This is a genomic window from Arthrobacter sp. 210 2 (genome assembly GCF_059093025.1).
In genome coordinates this window covers 348,202-369,980 of record NZ_JBNHIE010000002.1, presented here as the reverse complement: position 1 = coordinate 369,980, position 21,779 = coordinate 348,202, and the positions used below count along the sequence as shown (strand labels likewise).

General features: G+C 66.1%; 21 protein-coding genes and 1 pseudogene. 11 read left to right on the top strand and 11 right to left on the bottom strand.

Annotation, left to right across the window (positions count from 1 at the left end; genetic code table 11):
• Nucleotide 1 precedes the first annotated feature (1 nt).
• A complete protein-coding gene (locus AC5RWA_RS06125) occupies nucleotides 2-1,306 on the bottom strand; it encodes a cation:proton antiporter (protein WP_494056940.1) in 1,305 nt (434 codons plus the stop codon).
• A gap of 172 nt (nucleotides 1,307-1,478) precedes the next feature.
• Here AC5RWA_RS06125 and hutG point away from each other — a divergent pair, with 172 nt between their 5' ends.
• The 3 genes from hutG to AC5RWA_RS06110 all read left to right on the top strand — a co-directional run bounded on the left by hutG (nucleotide 1,479) and on the right by AC5RWA_RS06110 (nucleotide 4,136).
• The gene (gene hutG, locus AC5RWA_RS06120; RefSeq protein WP_494056939.1) at nucleotides 1,479-2,471 is read left to right on the top strand and encodes a formimidoylglutamase; all 993 of its coding nucleotides are present in this window, start codon (nucleotides 1,479-1,481) and stop codon (nucleotides 2,469-2,471) included.
• A gap of 166 nt (nucleotides 2,472-2,637) precedes the next feature.
• The gene (locus tag AC5RWA_RS06115) at nucleotides 2,638-3,129 is read left to right on the top strand and encodes a transporter substrate-binding domain-containing protein (RefSeq protein WP_494056938.1); all 492 of its coding nucleotides are present in this window, start codon (nucleotides 2,638-2,640) and stop codon (nucleotides 3,127-3,129) included.
• On the top strand, nucleotides 3,126-4,136 hold the full coding sequence (locus AC5RWA_RS06110; protein WP_494056937.1) for a cation diffusion facilitator family transporter: 1,011 nt from the start codon (nucleotides 3,126-3,128) through the stop codon (nucleotides 4,134-4,136). Before AC5RWA_RS06115 ends, AC5RWA_RS06110 begins: the two co-directional genes overlap by 4 nt.
• A 28-nt stretch (nucleotides 4,137-4,164) precedes the next feature.
• On the opposite strand, the gene AC5RWA_RS06105 is transcribed toward AC5RWA_RS06110, so the two are convergent.
• Together AC5RWA_RS06105 and AC5RWA_RS06100 are read right to left on the bottom strand one after the other, a co-directional pair.
• Entirely contained in the window at nucleotides 4,165-4,833 is a 669-nt protein-coding gene (locus AC5RWA_RS06105) for a response regulator (protein ID WP_275730668.1), read from the bottom strand.
• Nucleotides 4,830-6,404, bottom strand: coding sequence for a sensor histidine kinase (locus AC5RWA_RS06100; RefSeq protein ID WP_275730695.1), 1,575 nt, complete (start codon nucleotides 6,402-6,404; stop codon nucleotides 4,830-4,832). The genes AC5RWA_RS06105 and AC5RWA_RS06100 overlap by 4 nt, the downstream gene beginning before the upstream one ends.
• Before the next feature lie 294 nt (nucleotides 6,405-6,698).
• On the opposite strand from AC5RWA_RS06100, the gene AC5RWA_RS06095 reads away from it, so the two are divergent.
• The 4 genes from AC5RWA_RS06095 (at nucleotide 6,699) to AC5RWA_RS06080 (ending at nucleotide 10,280) form a co-directional block, all read left to right on the top strand.
• Complete coding sequence (locus tag AC5RWA_RS06095; RefSeq protein WP_115526282.1) at nucleotides 6,699-7,709, top strand: Bug family tripartite tricarboxylate transporter substrate binding protein; 1,011 nt, start codon at nucleotides 6,699-6,701, stop codon at nucleotides 7,707-7,709.
• The gene (locus AC5RWA_RS06090; protein ID WP_079598378.1) at nucleotides 7,706-8,218 is read left to right on the top strand and encodes a tripartite tricarboxylate transporter TctB family protein; all 513 of its coding nucleotides are present in this window, start codon (nucleotides 7,706-7,708) and stop codon (nucleotides 8,216-8,218) included. Before AC5RWA_RS06095 ends, AC5RWA_RS06090 begins: the two co-directional genes overlap by 4 nt.
• Nucleotides 8,218-9,822, top strand: coding sequence for a tripartite tricarboxylate transporter permease (locus tag AC5RWA_RS06085; RefSeq protein WP_115526283.1), 1,605 nt, complete (start codon nucleotides 8,218-8,220; stop codon nucleotides 9,820-9,822). The genes AC5RWA_RS06090 and AC5RWA_RS06085 overlap by 1 nt, the downstream gene beginning before the upstream one ends.
• Nucleotides 9,823-9,887: 65 nt before the next feature.
• Nucleotides 9,888-10,280, top strand: coding sequence for a universal stress protein (locus AC5RWA_RS06080; RefSeq protein ID WP_275730675.1), 393 nt, complete (start codon nucleotides 9,888-9,890; stop codon nucleotides 10,278-10,280).
• Here the strand turns inward: AC5RWA_RS06080 and AC5RWA_RS06075 are convergent.
• A complete protein-coding gene (locus AC5RWA_RS06075; protein WP_494056936.1) occupies nucleotides 10,224-11,153 on the bottom strand; it encodes a fumarylacetoacetate hydrolase family protein in 930 nt (309 codons plus the stop codon). The genes AC5RWA_RS06080 and AC5RWA_RS06075 overlap by 57 nt on opposite strands.
• 233 nt (nucleotides 11,154-11,386) lie before the next feature.
• On the opposite strand from AC5RWA_RS06075, the gene AC5RWA_RS06070 reads away from it, so the two are divergent.
• Nucleotides 11,387-11,647: a hypothetical protein gene (locus tag AC5RWA_RS06070; RefSeq protein ID WP_494056935.1), complete on the top strand. Its 261-nt coding sequence runs from the start codon at nucleotides 11,387-11,389 to the stop codon at nucleotides 11,645-11,647.
• An 81-nt stretch (nucleotides 11,648-11,728) separates the two neighbouring features.
• Here the strand turns inward: AC5RWA_RS06070 and AC5RWA_RS06065 are convergent, their stop codons facing one another.
• The 6 genes and pseudogenes from AC5RWA_RS06065 to AC5RWA_RS06040 form a co-directional block, all read right to left on the bottom strand.
• Complete coding sequence (locus tag AC5RWA_RS06065; RefSeq protein ID WP_494056934.1) at nucleotides 11,729-11,965, bottom strand: hypothetical protein; 237 nt, start codon at nucleotides 11,963-11,965, stop codon at nucleotides 11,729-11,731.
• 162 nt (nucleotides 11,966-12,127) lie between these two features.
• A complete protein-coding gene (gene hutH / locus AC5RWA_RS06060; protein WP_494056933.1) occupies nucleotides 12,128-13,720 on the bottom strand; it encodes a histidine ammonia-lyase in 1,593 nt (530 codons plus the stop codon).
• 90 nt (nucleotides 13,721-13,810) lie between these two features.
• A complete protein-coding gene (gene hutU, locus AC5RWA_RS06055) occupies nucleotides 13,811-15,517 on the bottom strand; it encodes a urocanate hydratase (RefSeq protein ID WP_494056932.1) in 1,707 nt (568 codons plus the stop codon).
• A 190-nt stretch (nucleotides 15,518-15,707) separates the two neighbouring features.
• Complete coding sequence (locus tag AC5RWA_RS06050; RefSeq protein ID WP_494056931.1) at nucleotides 15,708-16,550, bottom strand: IclR family transcriptional regulator; 843 nt, start codon at nucleotides 16,548-16,550, stop codon at nucleotides 15,708-15,710.
• A 191-nt stretch (nucleotides 16,551-16,741) separates the two neighbouring features.
• Nucleotides 16,742-17,716, bottom strand: coding sequence for an NAD(P)-dependent alcohol dehydrogenase (locus tag AC5RWA_RS06045; protein WP_494056930.1), 975 nt, complete (start codon nucleotides 17,714-17,716; stop codon nucleotides 16,742-16,744).
• Nucleotides 17,713-17,868 (bottom strand): annotated as a pseudogene (locus tag AC5RWA_RS06040) (helix-turn-helix transcriptional regulator); the annotation flags it as partial. The gene AC5RWA_RS06045 and the pseudogene AC5RWA_RS06040, both read right to left, overlap by 4 nt.
• A gap of 184 nt (nucleotides 17,869-18,052) precedes the next feature.
• Here AC5RWA_RS06040 and AC5RWA_RS06035 point away from each other — a divergent pair.
• Both AC5RWA_RS06035 and AC5RWA_RS06030 read left to right on the top strand, forming a co-directional pair.
• A complete protein-coding gene (locus AC5RWA_RS06035; protein WP_494056929.1) occupies nucleotides 18,053-19,543 on the top strand; it encodes an amino acid permease in 1,491 nt (496 codons plus the stop codon).
• A gap of 63 nt (nucleotides 19,544-19,606) precedes the next feature.
• A complete protein-coding gene (locus AC5RWA_RS06030; RefSeq protein ID WP_494056928.1) occupies nucleotides 19,607-20,245 on the top strand; it encodes a LysE family translocator in 639 nt (212 codons plus the stop codon).
• Between the two features lie 96 nt (nucleotides 20,246-20,341).
• On the opposite strand, the gene AC5RWA_RS06025 is transcribed toward AC5RWA_RS06030, so the two are convergent.
• Entirely contained in the window at nucleotides 20,342-21,205 is an 864-nt protein-coding gene (locus AC5RWA_RS06025) for an SDR family oxidoreductase (RefSeq protein ID WP_494056927.1), read from the bottom strand.
• 121 nt (nucleotides 21,206-21,326) lie between these two features.
• On the opposite strand from AC5RWA_RS06025, the gene AC5RWA_RS06020 reads away from it, so the two are divergent.
• Nucleotides 21,327-21,704, top strand: coding sequence for a winged helix-turn-helix transcriptional regulator (locus AC5RWA_RS06020; protein WP_494056926.1), 378 nt, complete (start codon nucleotides 21,327-21,329; stop codon nucleotides 21,702-21,704).
• Nucleotides 21,705-21,779: the final 75 nt, after the last annotated feature.

Genomic DNA, 21,779 nt, shown 5'->3' with positions numbered 1-21,779 from the left:
CCTATACCGGGGTGTTGGGGGCCAGCCCTTCGTCCCCTGAAACGGCACGGGCCTTCCTTTCGCGAAGCCGGTCCAGCCGGTTCATCAGGGGCGAGGTGGTGGCGCCGTGGATCACGATGGACAGCGCCACCACCAGTCCCACGAAGGCCCACAGCCACTCTGCCTGGCCGCCGAACTGCCCTTTTCCGAGGGCGTAGGCGAGGTAGTACAGTGACCCGATCCCGCGGATGCCGAAGAAGGACAGGGCGATCCGCTCACGCGGGCCGGTCTTCCCGCCCAGCAGCCCCACCCACCCGGCCAGCGGGCGCACCACCAGCAGGAATGCCAGCGCCACAAGCACCTCGGCCAGTCCGATGCCGGCCAGCAGCCCGCGGGCAATGGCGCCGCCGAGCAGCACCAGAATCACCACGGTCAGGAGCCGCTCCAGCTGCTCCACGTAGGAATGGAGCACGCGGTGGTAGCCGTGCGTATGCTCTGCGGCCCGGATGGTGACGGCGCAGACGAACACCGCGATGAAGCCGTAGCCCTCCACCATCTCCGTCAGCCCGTACGCCAGGAACGTCGCGGCGAGGGCCACGAAGCCCTCCGAGTGGTTGGACAGCCGGAGGCTTTCTTTCCGGGCCGAGAAGAAGAGCCGGCCCAGCAGTTTGCCCATCAGGAAGCCCAACAGCAGGCCGATGGCCAGCCGCCACAGGACGTCCACCCCGAACCATTCCAGAAACCACGAGGACGGGGACGATCCAGCAATGCTGATGGCGATGGCCAGGTAGACGAAAGGGAACGCCAGTCCGTCATTGAGGCCGGCCTCCGAGGTGAGGCCGAACCGCACCTCATCCTCCTTGTTGGCGCCGTCGTCGTGGTCTGCCGGCTCCCCCACCTGCACCTCCGACGCCAGGACGGGGTCCGTGGGAGCCAGGCTGGAGGCCACCAGCAGTGCAGCGCCGAGGCCCAGGCCCAGGAACCACAGCCCCAGCACGGTCAACGCCACAATGCACAGCGGCATGGCAATCCCCAGGAGCCGCCACGTGGTGGACCACTCCTTGCGCCCCACCGGCCGGTCCAGGGCCAGCCCCGCGCCCATCAGGGAGATGATGACGCAGATTTCGGCGAGGTGCAGGACGAAGTCGCCGTGCGCCACCGGGTCCGGATCGGGAAGCGTGGGGATCAGGGCGAACACCCCCATTCCGGCTCCGAGGAAGACCATGGGCATCGAAAACGGCATGTTGCGCAACAGCTTGGGCAGCACCGCGGCGATGAACACCGCCACGCCGGCGGCGGCAAACAGGAGGTTGGGGGCTTCAAACATGCGTGCTCTCCGGACTGTTCATTGCGCCCGTCCGGCGCAGGCAAACGTTCTGCGGTCCCAAACGGGATTGCTCCACCATAGCCCCTGCCGTTTTGGACGTGGTTCTTGGATTCCAGACACGACGACGGCGGCGCTGCTGGTTTTCGCCGCCTTCATGCGGTGAGCTTGAGGCATGCCTGCCGTGAGCCCCGCCGTCGATGTCCCGTCCCAGCCCTGGACGGGAAGGTTCGACGGGGACGGGCCGGAGCACCGCCGCTGGTGGCAGGCCGTGGCAGAGTACGGCCAAGCAGGACCAGGGGCAGTCCCCGGGAATGCCGGCGGCGGCGGCCAAGGTACCAGTGATACTCCCAAGCCCGTGGCGCTGCTGGGCTTTGCCAGCGACGAAGGGGTGCGCCGGAACAAGGGCCGCACCGGCGCGTCCGCGGCACCCGCCGCCCTGCGGAAGGCTTTGGGTCCCCTGGCGTTCCACCTGGACCGCACCATCGCGGACGCAGGTGACGTTGTGGTGTCCGGGCGCGACCTGGAAGACGGCCAGGAACGCGCAGGCCATGCGGTGACGGAGTTGCTCGACGCCGGGCACTTGACCGTGGTGCTGGGCGGCGGCCACGAAACGGCCTACGCAAGCTACCTCGGCGTCAGCGCTTCCCAGGCAGTCCAGGGCGGCCAGCGGCTGGGCGTGCTGAACCTCGATGCCCACTTTGACCTTCGGGACGAGCCGGTTCCCAGCTCCGGGACACCATTCCTCCAGATGGCAAAGGCGGAAGCTGACGCAGGGCGGGACTTCCGGTACGCCGTGGTGGGTATCTCCGAAGCCAACAACACCAGGGCTCTTTTCGACACCGCAGGGCGGCTGGGCGTGCGCTACCTGCTGGACGAGGACTGCGAAGCGGAGCGGGTCCGGGCTTTCGTGGCCTCCTTCCTGGCGGACATCGACGTCCTGTACCTGACCATCGACCTGGATGTGCTTCCCGCGGCGGTGGCTCCGGGGGTCAGTGCCCCCGCCGCATATGGCGTGCCGCTGCCCGTCATCAGTGCCGTCTGCCGCCAGGTGGCGTGGAGCCGCAAACTGCTCCACCTGGACGTTGCGGAGCTCAACCCCGCGTTCGACGTCGACGGCCGGACAGCGAAGGTTGCGGCGCGGCTGCTGGATACTTTGCTGCGCTGAATTCATTTCTGCCGCGCTGTTCGTTTTCTGCCCGTCTGGGTTCATTCCTGCTGCGCCGGTCCATTTCTGCTGGGCTGAATGCGGCCGCGGTATCCACTGATTTCATCGAATGGTAAGCATGCTGTCTATCATGAAGGTGAACGAACCTGCTGGAAGGAGAGTGCCGATGTGGCGTCACATGTTAGTGGCCGTCCTGCTGGCCGGGATGATGCTTGTTGCCGGCTGCGGGACGTACCCGGCGGACCCGCAGGGCACCCTGGAGAAAGTACGCGGCGGTACCCTTCGCGTGGGCGCCAGCCCGAACGGTGACTGGGTGCGGATTTCCGGGCAGGACACCTCTGGAACAGAGGCTGTCCAGGGCTCCGAGGCGGAACTGGTGCGGCAATTCGCGCAGACGCTGGGGGCGGACGTCGAGTGGACCATCGGGACTGAGCAGGTCCTGGCTGAGGCGCTCAAGCATGGCGGGCTGGACCTGGTGATCGGCGGCCTGGATGACAAGACGCCGTGGTCCACCCACGCGGGCCTGACGCTCCCCTACGCGGAATCCAGGGACGGGCGGGGATCACTGCACAAGCACATCATGCTGGTTCCGATGGGCGAAAACGCGTTCCTGCTGGAGCTGGACACCTTCCTGAAGAGTGCGGCGGCCCAGGCATGAGCGCGCCCGGCAGCGGGACTGACGTGCGGTTCGGCCACACGGAACTGCCGCAGGAACAGCAGGACGCCCTGCGCAAAGCCAAAAAGTACGAGTGGATCACCATCGGATTCCTGGCTGCCTCCACGGCCCTCGTGTTCGGGTTGCTCGGCAACTCCCAGGCGATGAAGGCCGCATGGGTGGAGGACGTCCTGTCCTTCCTGCCGCCCATTGCCTTCCTTTTCGCCACACGCGTCATCCGCAGACACCCCAGCGAGGACCACCCCTACGGCTACCACCGGGCGGTGGGCATTGCGCATGTGGTGGCGGCGGTGGCCCTCACCGTCATGGGCGCCTATCTCATCGTGGATTCAGCCATTGGGCTGTTGAGCGCGGAACATCCCACGATCGGCGGCTTCAACTTTTTTGGCCAGACCATCTGGCTTGGTTGGCTGATGATCACGGCAATGGTCCTCACGGCAGGGCCTCCCATCTGGCTGGGCCGGGTCAAGATGAAGCTTGCAGAGAAGCTGCATGACAAAGTGCTGTACGCCGACGCTGACATGAACAAGGCGGACTGGATGACCGCCTTTGCTGCTGCCGTCGGAGTGGCAGGCATTGGGATTGGCTGGTGGTGGGCGGACTATGCCGCCGCCCTGGTCATTTCCGGGAGCATCCTGCACGACGGCGTCCGGAACACCCGCGCAGCAGTCTCGGCCCTCATGGACAAACGCGCCATGACCTACGACGACGACGCGCCCCACCCCCTGGGGCGGCAGCTGGACACCTACCTCCGCGGCCTCCCGTGGGCAGAGACGGCCAAGTCACGCATCCGGGACGAGGGGCACGTGTTCCACGTGGAATCGTTCGTGGTTCCGGCGCGAGGCACCATGCCCACCCTGGACCAAATTGAGGCGGCACGCGAAGCCTGCGTAGCCATGGACTGGAAGGTCCAGGACATGGTGATTGTCCCGGTGGCTGAACTGCCCTCGGAATTCCTTCCGGGCCCCACGCCTGGCGGCGAACACTAGGACTGGCTCCGGGTTCCCGGCGTGCCGGCTACTTGCCCTTCATGACGTAGCGGCGCTCGGGGCGTCCCACACCGTACTTGAGCCGGACGTCCAGGGTGCCTTCATCGTGCAGGTACTCGAGGTAGCGGCGGGCACTGACGCGGGACGTGCCGAGTTCCTCTGCCAGTTCGGCGGCCGAAAGGTCACCGGGGGCTGCGCCCAGGGCAGCCTCCACCAGCTTCAGCGTCTCCACGCTGCAGCCTTTGGGCAGCGGCCGCTCGCTGCGGTCCAGGCCGAAGACCCGGTTGACGTCCGACTGCTCCGCAATGTCCTTGGACGCATCGAGGCTCTGGTAGGCACTGCGGTAATGCTCCAGCCGCTCCTGCAGGTCCGATTGGGAAAAAGGCTTGATGAGGTAGTGGACGATGCCTCCCCGGAGCGCCTTCCGGACGGTCTCCACTTCGCGGGCAGCGCTGATCACCAGCACGTCCAGTTCCGGGGCCACCTCACGCAGTTGCTGCATCAGGTCTAGGCCGTTAATGTCCGGCAGATGGATGTCCAGCAGCACCAGGTCCGGCTGCAGCCGTTCGGTTTCGATCACCGCCTGGGCGCCGGTATGGGCCGCACCAACGACCTTGAAACCGGGCGTCCGCTGGATGAACCCGGCGTGGACCTTGGCCACCATAAAGTCGTCATCGACTATCAGGACCTTGATCATGCTTCTGCACCTCTTTTGAAGCGGGCGGTAAAAACCGCCCCGTTGCTGTTGGCCACCGTCAGGTCGCCGCCCGACCGGCGGCAGACCACGCGGGAGAGTGCCAGGCCAAACCCGCGCCCGCCCTCCCGCCTGGAATCCTTGGTGGTGAATCCCTGCCGGAAAATGTCCTCCGCCTTGTCCGCCGGAACGCCGGGCCCGTTGTCACGAACGGTGACGGTGACCTCGCCGCCCGTGTCCTCCACAAGCACCCGGACGGAGGCCTGCCCAACCCCGGCAACGGCGTCGAACGCGTTGTCCACCAGGTTTCCCGCCACGGTGGCAAGGTCGCGCGAAAGCTCATCATTGACCGGACGCAGCGATGATTCGGGATCCAGCTGGAGCGCCACGCCGCGTTCCGCCGCCAGGCTGGACTTGGCTATGAGCAGCGCGGCCAGCGCAGGGTCATGGATCCTGGCCGTGACCTCGTCACTGAGCCGGGTCCGGTCCACCGTTGCCCCGTTCACGAACTGCACCACCGAATCGTAGTCGCCGATCTGGATCAGGCCGGAGATGACATGCAGCTGGTTGGCGAACTCGTGTGCCTGTGCGCGGAGGGTGTCCGTGGCGGTGCGGGTGGCGCCCAATTCCTTTTCCAGGGAGGACAGCTCGGTCCTGTCGCGCAGGGTGGTGACGGAGCCAATCCCGCGGCCGCGGGAACGGATGGGAACCCGGTTCAGCACCACCAGCCGCTCGCCCACCAGGACCAGCTGGTCAGGGTCCGGCTGGTCGCGGGTCAGCACTACTTTCAGTGCGGGATCCACGGGAAGTGATGCAAGCTTCTTGCCCACGCAGTCCGCCGGCAGGCCCAGGAGTTCCCGGGCGCTGTCATTGGCCACGGTGATGCGCTCGTTCGGATCGAGGGCCACCACGCCTTCCTTGAGCCCGTGCAGCATGGCCTCACGGTTTTCCACCAGGTTGGTAATCTCGCTGGGTTCCATGCCCAGGGTCTGCCGCTTGACGCGGCGGGACAACAGGAGGGAGCCCGCGACGCCCAGCACGCTGGCCACCCCGACGTACGTGAGCAGGTTGGGGACGGCGTCGCCCAGCCGCTCCAGCGTGGTGGGATAGTTCCTGCTGACCGAGGCGATGCCGATCATTATCCCGGCATCGTCCAGCACCGGGACGTGGGCGGACAGGAGGGCTGCGCCGCTCCCGGCCACCACTCCGGTCCAGGCGCGGCCGTCCATCACCCGGCTCTCCCCCAGTTCCAGGTGCTGGCCCAGGAGCCCGGGGTCTGACGAGGCCACCACCGTCCGGTCCAGCTTCGCCAGCGCCACCTGGGACGCCCCGGAGACTGTCCGGACGGACTCGGCCACTGCCGGGAGTGCTGCGCCCACGCGGGGTTCGGCGGCGGGAAGCAATTCACGGACGGCGGGGTTGTTGCCGAGCGCTTCGGCGGCGGACAGCGCACGGCGGCCTTCGACGCGCTCGAAGGCGGCCGCAGACTGGGCCAGGGAGATGGCCACCACGGCCACCAGGACTGCCAACACAATCAGCAACTGCAGCACGAGGTATTGCCCCGCGAGGGACATCCCTCTTCGTCGAGTCACGGTGGTTGGTCCTTAAGTTTCAGCAAATATGTCCGGCCGGGCCACTGGTCCTGCGGCCACCGGCGGAGGTACGGGAACTATACCGCAGGCGGAGCAGGTGCACGGCTGGCAGGGCCTTCCACCCCCGGAGGCGCCCGGCGGTGAGGGATTCCCGAAACGTGAACGAAATGAACTTAACTTTCTCTGCGTACATAAGAGTGACCGGTATCACGGGGGAACCTAGCATCGAAGCACAAGTCAGTCTTGCTGATCATTTTTCATGAGAAGAGGAACACCATGCGCCAGATCCGCGCATTGCGAATCGCCGCCGTCGCCGCCGGCATCGCCCTGATGGCCACCGGCTGCGGTGCCACCGGCAAAAGCTCCACGGGCACGGAAAGCTCCGGCGCTGCCGCCGGGCCCATCTCCGGCCTGCAGATCATGGTCCCCAACACTCCGGGCGGCGGCTATGACACCACCGCCCGCGTGGCCGCCAAGGTCCTCGACGACGAGAAGGTTGCCACCAACACCGAAGTCTTCAACCTCGCCGGTGCCGGCGGGACCGTGGGCCTGGCCCGCATCGTGAACGAAAAGGGCAACGGCGACCTCACCATGCTCATGGGCCTGGGCGTGGTGGGCGCAAGCTACACCAACAAGTCCGAGTCCAAGCTCACGGCCACCACTCCCCTGGCACGGCTCATCGAAGAGCCCGGCGCCATCATGGTCAGCAAGGATTCGCCCTACAAGACCATCGATGACCTGGTTGCCGCCTGGAAGGCTGATCCCGGTTCCATCAGCGTGGGCGGCGGCTCCTCCCCGGGCGGCCCGGACCACCTGCTGCCCATGCAACTCGCCGGTGCCCTGGGCATCGACGCCACCAAGGTGAACTTCGTTTCCTACGACGGTGGCGGGGACCTCCTCCCGGCCATCCTCGGCAACAAGGTGGGCTTCGCGGCCTCCGGTGCCGGTGAGTACCTCAAGCAGATCGAATCCGGCGAAGTCCGCGTCCTGGCCACGAGCGGCGAAGAGCGGCTGGAAGGCGTTGACGCCCCCACGCTGAAGGAATCCAACATCGACCTGGTCTTCACCAACTGGCGCGGCATCGTCGCCCCTCCGGGCATCAGCGACGAGGACAAGGCATCCCTGATCGCCGCCCTTGAGAAGATGCACGCCACCGAAGGGTGGAAGGAAGCATTGAAGACCAACAGCTGGACCGACGCCTTCATCACCGGCGACGAGTTCGAGACCTTCCTCGCCGAGCAGGACAAGCGGGTGGCGGACGTCCTCACGAAGCTTGGCTTGGCGTGAGCTCCTCCCCAACACTTGCCTCACGGCTGAAAGGCCGCGCCGAGCTGGGGGTTGCCCTCCTGCTCGGCGCGGCCGGCGCCCTGGTCATCTGGGACGCGGCCCGCATCTCCACCCCGTACTCCCAGTCTGATCCAGTAGGACCAAAGACCCTCCCGTTCATCGTGGGCGCCATGCTGCTGGTCTGCGCCGTCCTGCTGGCCGTCAACGTCCTCCGCGGCGGCCAGGGCGAGGCGGAAGGCGGCGAGGACGTGGACCTTACCCACCCCGCCGACTGGAAGACGGTCCTGCCCCTGGCAGGCGCCTTCATCCTTAACATCCTGCTCATCGACTGGGCCGGCTGGGTCATCTCCGGAACGGTACTGTTCTGGGGCAGCGTCCTGGCCCTGGGCAGCCGCCACTACATCCGTGACGGGATCATTTCCCTGGCCCTGGCCCTGCTCACCTTCTACGGCTTCTACCTCGGCCTCGGCATCGCACTGCCGGCCGGACTCCTGGAAGGAATCCTCTGATGGACGTCTGGTCCTCACTGATGGACGGTTTCGCCACCGCCCTGACCCCCATGAACTTCCTCTACGCCGTGATCGGCGTACTCCTGGGCACCGCCGTCGGCGTCCTTCCGGGCCTGGGCCCGGCCATGACCGTTGCCCTGCTGCTCCCGGTCACCTACGCCCTGGAACCCACCAGCGCCTTCATTATGTTCGCCGGCATCTACTACGGCGGCATGTACGGCGGCTCCACCACCTCGATCCTGCTGAACACACCCGGCGAGTCGTCGTCGGTGGTGACGGCGATCGAAGGCAACAAAATGGCCAAGGCGGGGCGTGCGGCACAGGCGCTTGCGACGGCGGCCATCGGCTCCTTCGTTGCCGGCACCATCGGTACCGCCCTCCTGGCAGTCTGCGCCCCGGTCGTGGTGGAATTCGCCGTCAGCCTGGGCGCGCCGAGCTACTTCTCGATCATGGTGCTGGCCCTGCTGGCCGTCACCGCGGTCCTCGGTTCCTCCCGCCTTCGCGGCTTCGCATCGCTGGGCCTTGGCCTCGCCATCGGCCTGGTAGGCCTGGACGTGGTCACGGGCCAGGCCCGGCTCACGTTCGGCGTGCCGCTCCTGGCCGACGGTCTGGACATTGTGGTGGTGGCGGTGGCGATCTTCGCCGTCGGTGAAGCCCTCTGGGTGGCCGCCCACCTGCGCCGCAACCCCCTGCAGATCATTCCCGTGGGCCGCCCGTGGATGGGTAAGCAGGACTGGAAGCGGTCCTGGAAGCCCTGGCTCCGCGGGACCGCCTACGGCTTCCCCTTCGGTGCACTGCCCGCCGGCGGCGCCGAGATCCCCACGTTCCTCTCCTACGTCACCGAGAAACGCCTGAGCAAGCACCCCGAGGAGTTCGGCAAGGGCGCCATCGAAGGCGTGGCCGGTCCGGAAGCTGCCAACAACGCTGCAGCTGCCGGCACCCTGACCCCCATGCTTGCCCTGGGCCTGCCCACCAACGCCACCGCCGCGGTGATGCTCGCAGCGTTCACCAGCTACGGCATCCAGCCCGGTCCCCAGCTCTTCTCGAGCCAGGGCCCCCTGGTGTGGGCGCTGATCGCCAGCCTCTTCATCGGCAACCTGCTGCTGCTGCTGATCAACCTGCCGCTGGCACCGATGTGGGCGAAGCTCCTGCAGATCCCGCGCCCGTACCTGTACGCCGGCATCCTGTTCTTCGCCACCCTGGGCGCCTACTCGGTGAACCTGCAGGCGTTTGACCTGGTGCTCCTGCTGGCGCTCGGCGCGCTGGGCTTCATGATGCGGCGTTTCGGCCTTCCGGTCCTGCCGCTGATCCTCGGCGTCATCCTGGGCCCGCGCATCGAGAAGCAACTGCGGCAGACGCTGCAGCTCAGCGCAGGTGACCCGGCCGGCCTGTTCAGCGAGCCGATCGCCGTCGTCATCTACATCATCGTGGCCATCATCCTGGTCTGGCCGTTCATCTTCAAACTCATCCGGCGCAACCGTCCGGCGTCCACCACCGCGATCCCCGCCAACTCCGGCGCAACGGTACCGAGGGAGGCCGGTGGCAGCGTGAGCCACGGCAGCCACCGCGCCGACGGAATGGCCGACGGCGAGGGCGACGGCTAGGACAACCTCCCCGGGCCGCCGCCCGCCCATCACTAACCGACATTCATCACAATTAAGGAGCGACCATGACCATTGTGGTGGGATACGTCCCTACACCCGAGGGCGAAGCAGCCCTGACCCAGGCCATCCACGAAGCCCGGAAGAGCAACACCCAACTGTTGGTCATCAACTCGTCCAAGGGCGACGCTTTGGTGGACAACCGCTACGCCCAGGATTCGGACATCCAGAGCATCGAGGACCGCCTGGCCACCCAGGGCATCGACCATGTGATCAAGCAGCCGGTCCGTGGCCACGATGCCGCCGCCGAGGTCCTGGACGCCGCGGAGGAGAACAACGCCGAGCTGATCGTGATCGGCCTGCGGCGCCGCACCCCGGTAGGCAAGCTCATCATGGGCAGCGTGTCACAGCGCATCCTGCTGGAGGCCGACTGCCCCGTCCTGGCGGTGAAGGCCGGCTAGTACGCCGGATCCTGCGCGGTACAGTTCCTGGCGCTGGCGGCCCAGCCCCTCCACCTCTACCTCCACCACATCGCCCGGCTGGAGGTAGGGGAAGCGGCCGCTGAGGGCCACCCCTTCCGGAGTCCCGGTGATGATGACATCACCGGGCTCCAGCCGCATGTATTGGCTGCAGTGGTGGATCAGGGTGGCAGCATCGAAAATGAGCTCCGATGTGGTGGAGTCCTGCCGCGGTTCCCCATTGACCCAGCTGCGCAGCCGAAGGTTCCCGCCGTCGACGTCTTCCGCAGGGACAAGCCACGGGCCCAGGGGTGTTGACCCTGGCAGCGTTTTGCCCTTTGTCCACTGCCCGGCGGCCCCGGGCAGCTGGTACTCACGCTCCGATAGGTCGTTCGCCGCGACGTACCCGGCGATGCAGGCGGCCGCTTCATCTGTGGTTGCGAGGTAGCTGGCTTCCCGGCCGATGACGATGCCCAATTCCACCTCCCAGTCATACTTGCTGGAGAGGGGCGGAACGGGGGCGGCGTCGTAGGGACCGGCCACTGTGTTGCTGGGCTTGAGGAACACGACAGGGATCTCCGGCGGCGCAGAACCGGACTCCGCTGCATGGGCCGCATAATTCATGCCGATGCCCACCACTGTTCCTGGCCGGGCCACGGGAGCTCCCACGCGCAAGGTTTCTGCGTTCTCAAGGACGGGAAGGCTTCCGGCTGCCAGTGCCTCCCGCGCCCGGTCGAGGCCTCCTGATGCCAGGAAGGCGCCGTCCACATCCCGCGTCAGGGGCAGCAGGCTGAAGTACCGGGAGGAACCATCGCCGGCAGGAACCATCACGGCCGGCTGTTCCTTCCCGGCCTCGCCCAGGCGCATGATTTTCATGGTGAATCTCCTTTGATCCGGGATGAGTGGGAGGACTGTTTCCTATCGTGGCGCGGCGGCACCTCCGGCCGCAAAACGCACCGATTGTGACTGGAGCCAGGCTCCGTGCAACCCTCCGTGCTCGCTCGTCCGGCGGCCATAGAGTGCTGGGGATTCAGCAGTCATCTGACATCTCCGGTAGCGGCCGGTAGACTGGGTGGGCCCTCAGGCAGGAAACACAGAAAGTTCAGCACATGACTACAGCCACGTTGGAGCGCCGCCCGGACGCCGCGGACTCCGCAGAAGCACAGGCGAGCCGGTCCATCGACCTGGAATTTTCCAGCGCCCGCGAAGTACACGCCGGCCTGGAAGAGGCCGTTGCAGAGCTGATCGAGGTGGCGGCAAAGGATGCAGCCTGCGGCATCCTGGTGACGAGGCTCCACCCGGGACGCTACACCGTAGCCCTTGACGAATCAGTACCGTTCGGGGAAACCTACGAGGCGTTCGCAGCCTGATTCCCCCTCCCGGAAGCGGGAAGCACAAATCCCCGCCCAGCCTTTCGGCAGTGCGGGGATTTGTTGTATCTGCTGGGGCTTCTAGCCGCGGCGGACCTGCACGCCGTCGGACTTCAGGAAGAGCTGTTTTTCGGCCGGACCGGCCGGCACAAGCCACAGGACGTTTCCGCTCTGCGACACCTCTTCCACCTCCCCGGCCGCTACCACATGCGCATGCTTGATGATCTCGACATGGTCACCAACCTGAAGGCTCTTCCAGTTGGATACCACAGCGGAATGGGCGTTGCGCCTCGATAAGACTGCCCCACGTGCTTTCATTTGAACTTCTACCCCTTTGTATACGTTCTACGCCACAGCCTCGTTGATGTGACTTTCACTACACCTTCAGTTCTACTACACTCTTCCGCCCACGGTTGACCGTGTCGCCGAAAATTCCGCCCCTTGGACAGGAGCTGTCCGCATACTGAAGATTCTTCGGTGTCAGACAAGAGAGCCTACTGCCGATTCGGCCGCCCTCCGCACCTCCCCGGACGCCACCAGCCGGTCCGCCGCTTCCAGCTCTGGCGAGAGGAAGCGGTCCGTTCCCGGCCCCTCGACCACTTCCCGCAGGGCAGCGACGACGGCGGTGCCCGCCGGTCCCGGCGTCAGGACGCCGCCGGAAAGCTGGCTCCGGATGTCCAGTGCCCGGGCCGAGGTAACCAGTTCGATGGCCAGGACGCGGCGGAGGTTTTCGACGGCCTTGCGCAGCTTCCGGGCCGCATGCCAGCCCATGGACACATGGTCTTCCTGCATCGCCGAGCTGGGGATCGAGTCCACGGATGCGGGGACCGCCAGCCGCTTGTTGTCGGACACCAGGCCTGCCTGCGTGTACTGGGCGATCATAAGCCCGGAGTCCACACCGGGATCCGCCGCGAGGAAAGCGGGGAGGCCGTGCGAGCGGGCAGGATCCAGCATCCGGTCCGTCCGGCGCTCCGCAATGGAACTCAGGTCCGCGACGGCGATGGCCAGGAAGTCCAGCACGTAAGCCACCGGGGCGCCATGGAAGTTCCCGTTGGAGCTGACCCGGCCATCCGGCAGCACCACGGGGTTGTCGATGGCAGCGGCCAGCTCGCGCGACGCCACCAGTTCAGCATGGTCGATGGTGTCCCTGACGGCGCCGGCCACCTGCGGTGCACAGCGGAGGGAGTAGGCGTCCTGGACGCGTGAATCGCCCACCCGGTGGGAGGCAACGATGGGCGAGTTGGACAGGACGCGGAGCATGTTGTCCGCGCTGGCAGCCTGGCCGGGGTGCGGGCGCAGCGCGGCATGGAGCTCCGGCAGGAACACCTGGTCGGTGCCCAGCAGCGCCTCGACGCTGAGCGCCGCGGTGATGTCCGCCGTCGTCAGCAGCCGGCGAAGGTCAGCGATGGCCATCAGGAGCATGCCCAGCATGCCCTCGGTGCCGTTGACCAGGGCCAGGCCTTCCTTTTCGGCGAGGGTGACCGGCTCGATGCCGTGATCGGCGAGCAGCTCCGCGACGGTGCGCTGCCCGGCGGCGCCAACCAGTTCGCCGTCGGGCCCTTCCGCCTCGCCCTCACCCATGAGCACCAGCGCGCAGTGCGACAGCGGGGCGAGATCGCCGGAGCAGCCGAGCGAGCCGAATTCGCGCACCACCGGCGTGATGCCGGCGTTGAGGACGTCCACCATGGTCTGCAGGACCACGGGCCGGACCCCGGTGCGGCCCGACGCCAGGGTCTTGGCGCGCAGGAACATGATGCCGCGCACCACCTCGCGCTCCACCGCGGGCCCCATGCCCGCGGCGTGGCTGCGGATCAAGCTCTTCTGGAGCTGGGTGCGCAGCTCGGTGGGGATGTGGCGGTTGGCGAGGGCCCCGAAGCCGGTGGAGATGCCGTAGGCCGGGACGTCGCTGGAGGCGAGGCCGTCGATGTGGGCGCGGACCTTGGCGACTGTTTCGAGGGCTTCCGGCGCGATGGCCACCTTGGCGTCGTGGCGCGCGACGGCGACAACATCCTCGGGCGTGACGCCGCTGGAGCCAAGGGTGATGGTCAGCGGTTCGTGGGTTATCAATGTCATGATTCCTACTTTTTGTGGTGTGCGGGGATCGATTGCTCCGTAACTGTCGTTTTCGGGGCTCTAAACGACAGTTACGGAGCAGTCGATGGACTAGTTGGTCCCTGAAGACTCGTTCATGGGGATGCGGACGCCGCGCTCCTGGGCGACGTCGAGGGCGCGTTCGTAGCCGGCGTCGGCGTGGCGGATGACGCCCATGCCGGGGTCGTTGGTGAGGAGGCGTTCGAGCTTTTCGGCGGCGAGGTCGGTGCCGTCGGCGACGGAGACCTGGCCGGCGTGGATGGATCGGCCGATACCCACGCCGCCGCCGTGGTGCAGTGACACCCAGGTGGCGCCGGAAGCGGTGTTGAGCAGGGCGTTGAGCATGGGCCAGTCGGCGATCGCGTCCGAGCCGTCGGCCATGGCCTCGGTTTCGCGGTAGGGGGAGGCGACGGAGCCGGAGTCCAGGTGGTCGCGGCCGATCACGATAGGTGCCTTGACCTTGCCTTCCTTGACGAGCTGGTTGAACAGCAGCCCGGCTTTCGCGCGCTCGCCGTAGCCCAGCCAGCAGATCCGTGCCGGCAGTCCTTCGAATTCGACGCGTTCCTGCGCCGCGTCGATCCAGCGGTGCAGGTGCTTGTTCCCGGGGAAGAGTTCCTTGATGGCCTCGTCGGTGACGCGGATGTCTTCGGGGTCTCCGGAGAGCGCCACCCAGCGGAACGGGCCGAGGCCCTCGCAGAACAGCGGGCGGATGTAGGCGGGGACGAAGCCCGGGAACTCGAACGCGCGGGTGTAGCCGCCCTTGCGGGCCTCGTCGCGGATGGAGTTGCCGTAGTCGAACACCTCGGCGCCGGCGTCCTGGAATTCCACCATGGCCTGCACGTGGCGGGCCATCGAGGCCTGGGCCTTTTTGGTGAAGCCTTCCGGGTCAGCTTCGGCTTCGCGGTGCCATTCGCTCACCGAGATGCCCTCGGGGAGGTAGCTCAGCGGATCGTGGGCGGAGGTCTGGTCGGTGACGATGTCCACGGTGAACTCACCGGCTTTGTGGCGGCGCAGGATCTCCGGGAAAACTTCCGCTGCGTTGCCCACGTAGCCCACGGACCAGCCGCGGCGCTCTTCCTTGGCCTTGAGCACCTTGGCGATGGCGGCGTCGAGGTCCGTTTCCACCTCGTCCAGGTACCGCTTGCCGGCACGGCGGCGCAGGCGGGTCTCGTCGACGTCGACGATCAGGCAGGCGCCCTCGTTCAGCGTGACCGCGAGCGGCTGCGCGCCGCCCATGCCGCCGCAGCCGCCGGTCAGGGTGAGTGTCCCGGCGAGGGTGCCGTTCTCGTCTTTGGTGAGCTTGCGGGCGATCGCCGCGAACGTCTCGAAGGTGCCCTGCAGGATGCCCTGGGTGCCGATGTAGATCCAGGACCCGGCCGTCATCTGGCCGTACATCATCAGGCCCTCGGCCTCGAGCCGGCGGAACTCGGGCCAGTTGGCCCAGTCGCCCACCAGGTTGGAGTTGGCCAGGAGCACCCGGGGTGCCCATTCGTTGGTGCGGAAGACGCCCACGGGCTTGCCGGACTGGACCAGGAGGGTCTCGTCCTTCTCCATGGTTTCGAGGGTGCGGGTGATGGCGTCGAACGCTGCCCAGGAGCGCACGGCCCGGCCGGTGCCGCCGTAGACCACCAGGTCGTCCGGACGCTCGGCCACCTCGGGGTCCAGGTTGTTCATGAGCATGCGCAGCGGCGCTTCGGTCTGCCAGCTCTTGGCGGTGAGCTCGGTGCCGCGGGCTGCTTTGACCGGGCGGGCACCGGTGGTGAAATCGGCGGGTGCCATGGTGGCTCCTTTTCATTGTGCGTCGTGGAAGAAGTTCTGTATCTACTAAAGCCCGTTATGAAGAGGCTTTATAGGGGTTTTGGGTGGGTGCTGTCCGGCATTCCAGACAAGCCCGGCTGGCCGGGTTGCTCTATCACTCAAGGCTCCCATTCCGGTGTTTTAGCAGCCGTAGGTGATGGAGCAACGAGCTTTATTTGACTGGTCGGCCGTGGATGCGGACCGAGAGCTCGTCTGCGGCCTTTTGGACACGCGCCGCCAGGACGGGCCACTCTTCCGGCTGCAATTTGTCCTCAAGGAATGTGACCGCCACGGCCGCGGTGGGCCAGCCAAGGTGGTCGGTCACGGCGGCGGCGATGGAGCCGAAGCCGGGGGTCACCTCGCCGTGTTCCGTGGCGTAACCCCTTTGCCGGACCCGGTCCAGGTGTGAGGACAAGGCGGAGTACTTCATGATGGGCGACTCGGTCTCGTGCCGGGCCGTGAATGCGGCTGCATTCGGGTACAGCGCGCGGACCTGGGATTTGGGCAGGGCGGCAAGGATGGCGCGCCCGCTGGCGGTGAGGTGGCTGGGGAGCCGGACGCCGACGTCGGTCACCAGCGACGGGCGGTTCTTGGCTCGCTCCTCGACAATGTAGAGGACATCCCGCCCGTGCAGAACGGCCAGGTGCGCGCTCTCCCCCAGCGCATCCACGAGGGAAGCAAGAAGAGGGCGGCCCAGCCGCGACAACGGTTCCTGCCTCGAATACGCGGAACTGAGCTCAAAGGCGCTGATCCCCAGACCGTACCGCTGTTCTTCATGGAGGTGGAGCACAAACCCGTTGGCCTCCATCACTCCCAGCAGATGGTAAACGCTGGACCGCGGCAGGCCCAGTGACGAAGCAATTTGCGAGGCTGCCATGGGACCGCGGCGGGAGGCCAGCAGTTTGAGGATGCGCAGGGTGTTTTCGGCGGCGGGGACCTTGGATGCCGCCCTTGATGTGCTGCCGGCCAGCGGCCTCGCTTCCGTAACTAACACCGGAACTCCTCCATTTCTCATGTGCGGCCCCCACGCTATCCGGGATCCCGTACTTAACCTTGCGCCCTTCGTTCCCCCGGAAGCACTACGTAAGCCTAGGCACTGTCCGGGATACCAGATAGTGCCGAGACGTCTGACGGCACAATGCGTCTCCTGGACAGCCAGGACCAGGCCCGGTGCCTTGACCGGGTCAGAGCGCGGGATTTCTGGCGTTATGAAACCCCGACCACCACCTTGCCCCGGCTCCGCCCCTCGTGCAGGTATCTGACAGCGGCCGGAGCTTCCTCAAGGGGGAAGACCTTGTCGACGGCAGGCTTCACGCTGCCGGCTTCAATGAGCGATGAGAGTGCTTCCAGGTCCAGGTGTGTCTCCTTCGAGACAAGCCCCCTGAATTTCTGCCGGGAGAAAAGCGAAGCAAAGGGCGCCCCAATCGACCGCTCAAAGCCGCCGGTCAGCTTGCCACCCCCTTCGCCTCCAACGATCACCAGCGTTCCCTGTGGCCCGAGCACCCGCCGGAGGACGGACAGCGGCCGGTTGCCGGCGGTATCCAGGATGACGTCGTACAGCTTTCCACCACTGGTGATCTCAGAATTCGTATAGTCGATAACTGCATCGGCCCCGAGGGACCGGACGAGGTCCATCTTGCCGGTACTGCAGACCCCGGTGACCTCCGCCCCGAAGGCCTTGGCCAGTTGCACGGCGAAGGAGCCCACTCCCCCGCCCGCCCCAATGATCAGCACCTTTTGCCCAACGGTGACCTCGCCGGCGTCGCGGACAGCCTGAAGGGCCGTAACACCGGAAATGGGAGCTGCCGCCGCCTCCTCGAATGAGAGGTTCACGGGCTTCCGCGCCAGCTTGTCCTCCCTCGCGCAGACGTATTCCGCAAAGGACCCCTCGCAGGTTCCATAAACTTCGTCGCCCACCGTGAACCGGCTTACCCCGGCTCCCACAGCCTCCACAACGCCGGCCACCTCCCGGCCCCGCACAGGCGTCTTGGGCTTCCCCAGTCCGTAACCGAAGAGCCTGATCAGATAAGGCAGCCCCGTCATCAGGTGCCAGACCCCCTGGTCGACGCCGGCGGCCCGCACCCGGATAAGGACCTCACCATCACCCGGCACTGGCCGCGCAATCTCCCGCAACTGAAGCACGTCCGCCGCTCCATAAACGTCCTGCACGATAGCTTTCATGGCTGATCTCCTTCTGGCTGCGGGTACTGGAACACGTCCTCAAGCGATACGCCGAGCACGTGGGCGATCTGGAAGGCCATCTCCAGCGACGGCGAATACCGGCCCTGTTCGATGGCAATGACTGTCTGGCGGGTGACCCCCACCCGCGTGGCGTCACCAACTTAAAGAACACCCGACACCGCGTCAATAGTTCTGTACCAGCGAGCAGAAAGCCCGCAGGGAAAAACCAGCCAGTCTGCGATGAAAGACACCAACCTCCCGTGAGGCTCATCACCCCTCACTCGAAAGTGGTCTGCTGGTTACCGGTTCCCCTCCCAATGACGAGAAGGTATTTGCATGCAAGCAGCACCAAACCCCACCAGGAACGACAGTCCGGCCGGACAGCGAACCCCAGCAGCCGCCGTCGGGAGCGTCCTTAACCGGGGACTCAACGTCCGCCACATCCGGTTCATGGCCCTGGGCTCGGCCATCGGCACCGGCCTCTTCTACGGGTCCGCCTCCGCCATCCAAAAAGCCGGACCGGCCGTCCTGCTGGCCTACATCATCGGCGGCGCCGCCGTGTTCATGGTGATGCGGGCCCTGGGCGAAATGGCCGTGAGGCACCCCGTCTCCGGCTCTTTCGGACAGTATGCAAGCCGTTACCTTGGCCCCCTGGCCGGCTTTGTCACCGGCTGGACCTACGTCTTTGAGATGGCAATTGTCGCCATCGCGGACGTGACAGCCTTCAGTATCTACATGGGCTTCTGGTTCCCCCAGGTGGACCGGTGGATCTGGATCCTGGCCATCATCTGCTTCCTGGCTGCCCTGAACCTCCTCAGCGTCAAGGTCTTCGGGGAGCTGGAGTTCTGGTTTTCATTGATCAAGGTGGCCGCCATTATCGCCATGATCGCGGGCGGTGCGGCGATCATCGCCTTCGGTTTCCAAGCCGGCGGTTCCAGCGTCGCGCCAGGACTGGGAAACCTCGTTGAGCACGGCGGCATGTTCCCGCATGGCTTCGAAGGGCTCCTGGCATCCTTCGCCGTGGTCATGTTCGCCTTCGGCGGGATCGAGACCCTGGGCATTACTGCCGGCGAGGCCGCAGACCCGAAGAAGGTCATCCCCAAGGCCGTCAACACCGTGCCAGTGCGCGTCCTGCTCTTCTACGTCCTGACCCTGGGTGTCCTCATGAGCCTCTTCCCCTGGAACGAGATCGGCAGCAACGGCAGCCCGTTCGTGCAGATCTTCAGCGGACTCGGCATCCCGGCTGCGCCGCACATCCTCAACGCCGTCGTCATTACAGCCGCCCTTTCCGCCATCAACAGTGACATCTTCGGTGCCGGGCGGATCCTCTTCGGGCTGTCCAGGCAGGGCCACGCCCCGGCCGTCTTCGGCAAGGTGTCCCGGCATGGGGTCCCCTGGATGACGGTGGTCATGATGACGGCCATCCTTCTGGTGGGCGTGGTCCTGAACGCTGTCATTCCCAAGGATGTCTTCATCCTCATCGCCTCCATCGCCACCTTCGCCACCGTGTGGGTGTGGATCATGATCCTCGCGTCCCACGTGGCAATGAAGCGGGAGATCGCACGGACCGGCCTGCCGGCGTCGGAATTCCCCTCGCCCTGGTGGCCGGCGGCCTCTGTCCTCACCATTGCCTTTATGGCACTGGTCATCGCCGTCCTGGGCGCGTTTGAGGACACGCGGATCGCGCTCTACGTGGGCGGCGCGTGGCTGGCTCTCCTGGTCCTTGCCTACCGGCTGTGGATCAAGGGTGACGGACGACGGCGGGCCGAACTTGTGGACGAGACCTCACCGCTGCCGGTGGTCACGGCGGTCCGCGGCGGCGATTAGGTCCCGATCCGACGGCTGCGGCCAGACCCAGCCCGCCCGGTCCTTCCGGGGCTAAGATCAGGCATGGTTCCCCTCTCCAACCTGCTGGCGTTTTCGTTGGCTTCAGTGATGCTGATCGCGGTGCCCGGGCCGAGCGTCCTGTTCGTGATCGGCCGCTCACTGGCGCTCGGCTGGAAGGGCGGAGTCCTCACTGTCCTGGGTAATGCGACCGGCCAACTGGTCCAGGTGGCAGCAGTGGCCCTGGGCCTTGGCATTGTGGTGGCACAATCCGTGATCCTCTTCAGCGTGGTGAAGTTTGCCGGTGCCGCTTACCTCGTTTACCTCGGGATCCAAGCCATCAGGCACCGCCACAGCCGCATCGAGGCCGAAAATCAACCAGCCCATTCCACGCCCTGGCGGCGGCTGGTGGGAGAGGGCGCAGTGGTTGGAGCCACCAACCCGAAGTCCGTGGTTTTCTTTGTTGCCGTGCTGCCGCAGTTCGTGGACTACGCGTCGGGTGCCATCCCGTTCCAGCTGGGACTGCTCGGTTCGGTGTTCCTGGTGATCGCCCTGGTCTCGGACAGCATGTGGGCCATCGCCGCAGGGACGGCCAGGCGATGGTTCGCCCGCTCGCCCGGGCGGGTTTCAGCCGTGGAGGTGACCGGCGGTGCCTTAATGATCGGGCTCGGCGGCACCCTCGCCCTCACCGCCAGCAAGTCCTGAGAACCAGCCCTCAGGGCCGAGCCCGCCGCAGTGCCGGCGATCCCAGAGACAGAAAATGCCCGGTCCCACCAGGGAACCGGGCACTTTCCATGAAAACTAGGCAGAAGCCGCGGCGGACCGTACAGCTTCGGCGAGCGACGTGGCCGGGCGGCCGATCAGCGTCCGCAGGTCGCCTGTGCTGACCAGGAGATCACCCCTGGCAATACCGAGGTCCGAATCAGCCAGGATCTCGGCAAAGGCCTCGGGAACACCAACACCCTTCAGCAGTCCGGCGTAGTCCTCGGCGGGCAGGTTGTTGTAGCTGATGTCCTTGCCGGTCGCTGCGGTGATTTCGGCCGCGAGGTCCGCCATGGTGAACGCCTCATCGCCACCCAACTCGTAGACCTTGCCGGCCTGGCCCTCAGCTACCAGCACCGCCGCGGCAGCGTGGGCATAGTCGACCCTCGCCGCGCCACTGACCTTGCCGTCTCCGGCGCTGCCCGCGATCGCACCCTGCGCCAGGGTCCCGGGCAGCTGCTCGGTGTAGTTTTCCAGGTACCAGCCGTTGCGCAGCAGGACGAAGGGGACGCCGGATTCGCGGAGGATGGCTTCGGTCTCCTTGTGCTCCGCCGCCAGCTTCATGCCGGTGGTGTCGGCGTTGGCAATGCTGGTGTAGGCCAACAGCTCCACGCCTTCAGCCTTGGCAACCTCGATGACAGTACGGTGCTGCTCCACCCGCTGGCCCACCTCGCTGCCGGAGATCAGCAGCACACGGCGGGCACCCTGGAGGGCAGCAGCCACCGAGGCGGCGTCGGCATAGTCGATGGCGCGGACATCGACGCCCTGCGCAGCGAAGTCCGCCAGTTTCTCGATGGAACGTCCGGTGGCCACAATGTCCCCTGCAGGAACGTTGCGCTCCAGCAGGGCCTCGACGACGTAGCGGCCGAGCTGTCCTGTGGCTCCTGTTACAACGATGCTCACGATGAATCCTTTCGGGAAGTACTGGGTTGTCGAAAGGCACAACCAGCGCCCCGACGGATTACTTCCCAAAAGAGAGTACGCACTTTGAAGTAAGGTACTGACCTAGCGGTAAGGTGGAAGCATGGAAGCAACTACGCGTCCGCTCCCCCTGCCCATGAGCTTTGCCGACGGCGTCTTCCCGGCCGGGTGCCCCAGCCGGACCCTGCTGGACCACATCACCAGCAAGTGGGGCGTGCTGATCCTGCTGTCCCTGTCCGAAGGTGAGCAGCGGTGGAGCGAATTACGACGGCGGGCCGAGGGCATCAGCGAAAAGATGCTCGCCCAGACGCTGAAGACGCTTGAACGGGACGGCCTGGTCAGCAGGAACGCCCAGCCGGTCATACCGCCGCGGGTGGATTACAGCCTGACCGACAAGGGTTATGAGCTGAGCGGCCTGCTTGTTCCGCTGGTGGGCTGGGCGTTCGACAACGCCGACGAAATCATCAACGGCAAACGCTGACTGCCGACTGGGTCGACCGCCGGGCAAGCCGCCGGCGCGAAAGCAAGTAGTGCCGATTTTTAATCTGAGTACCTG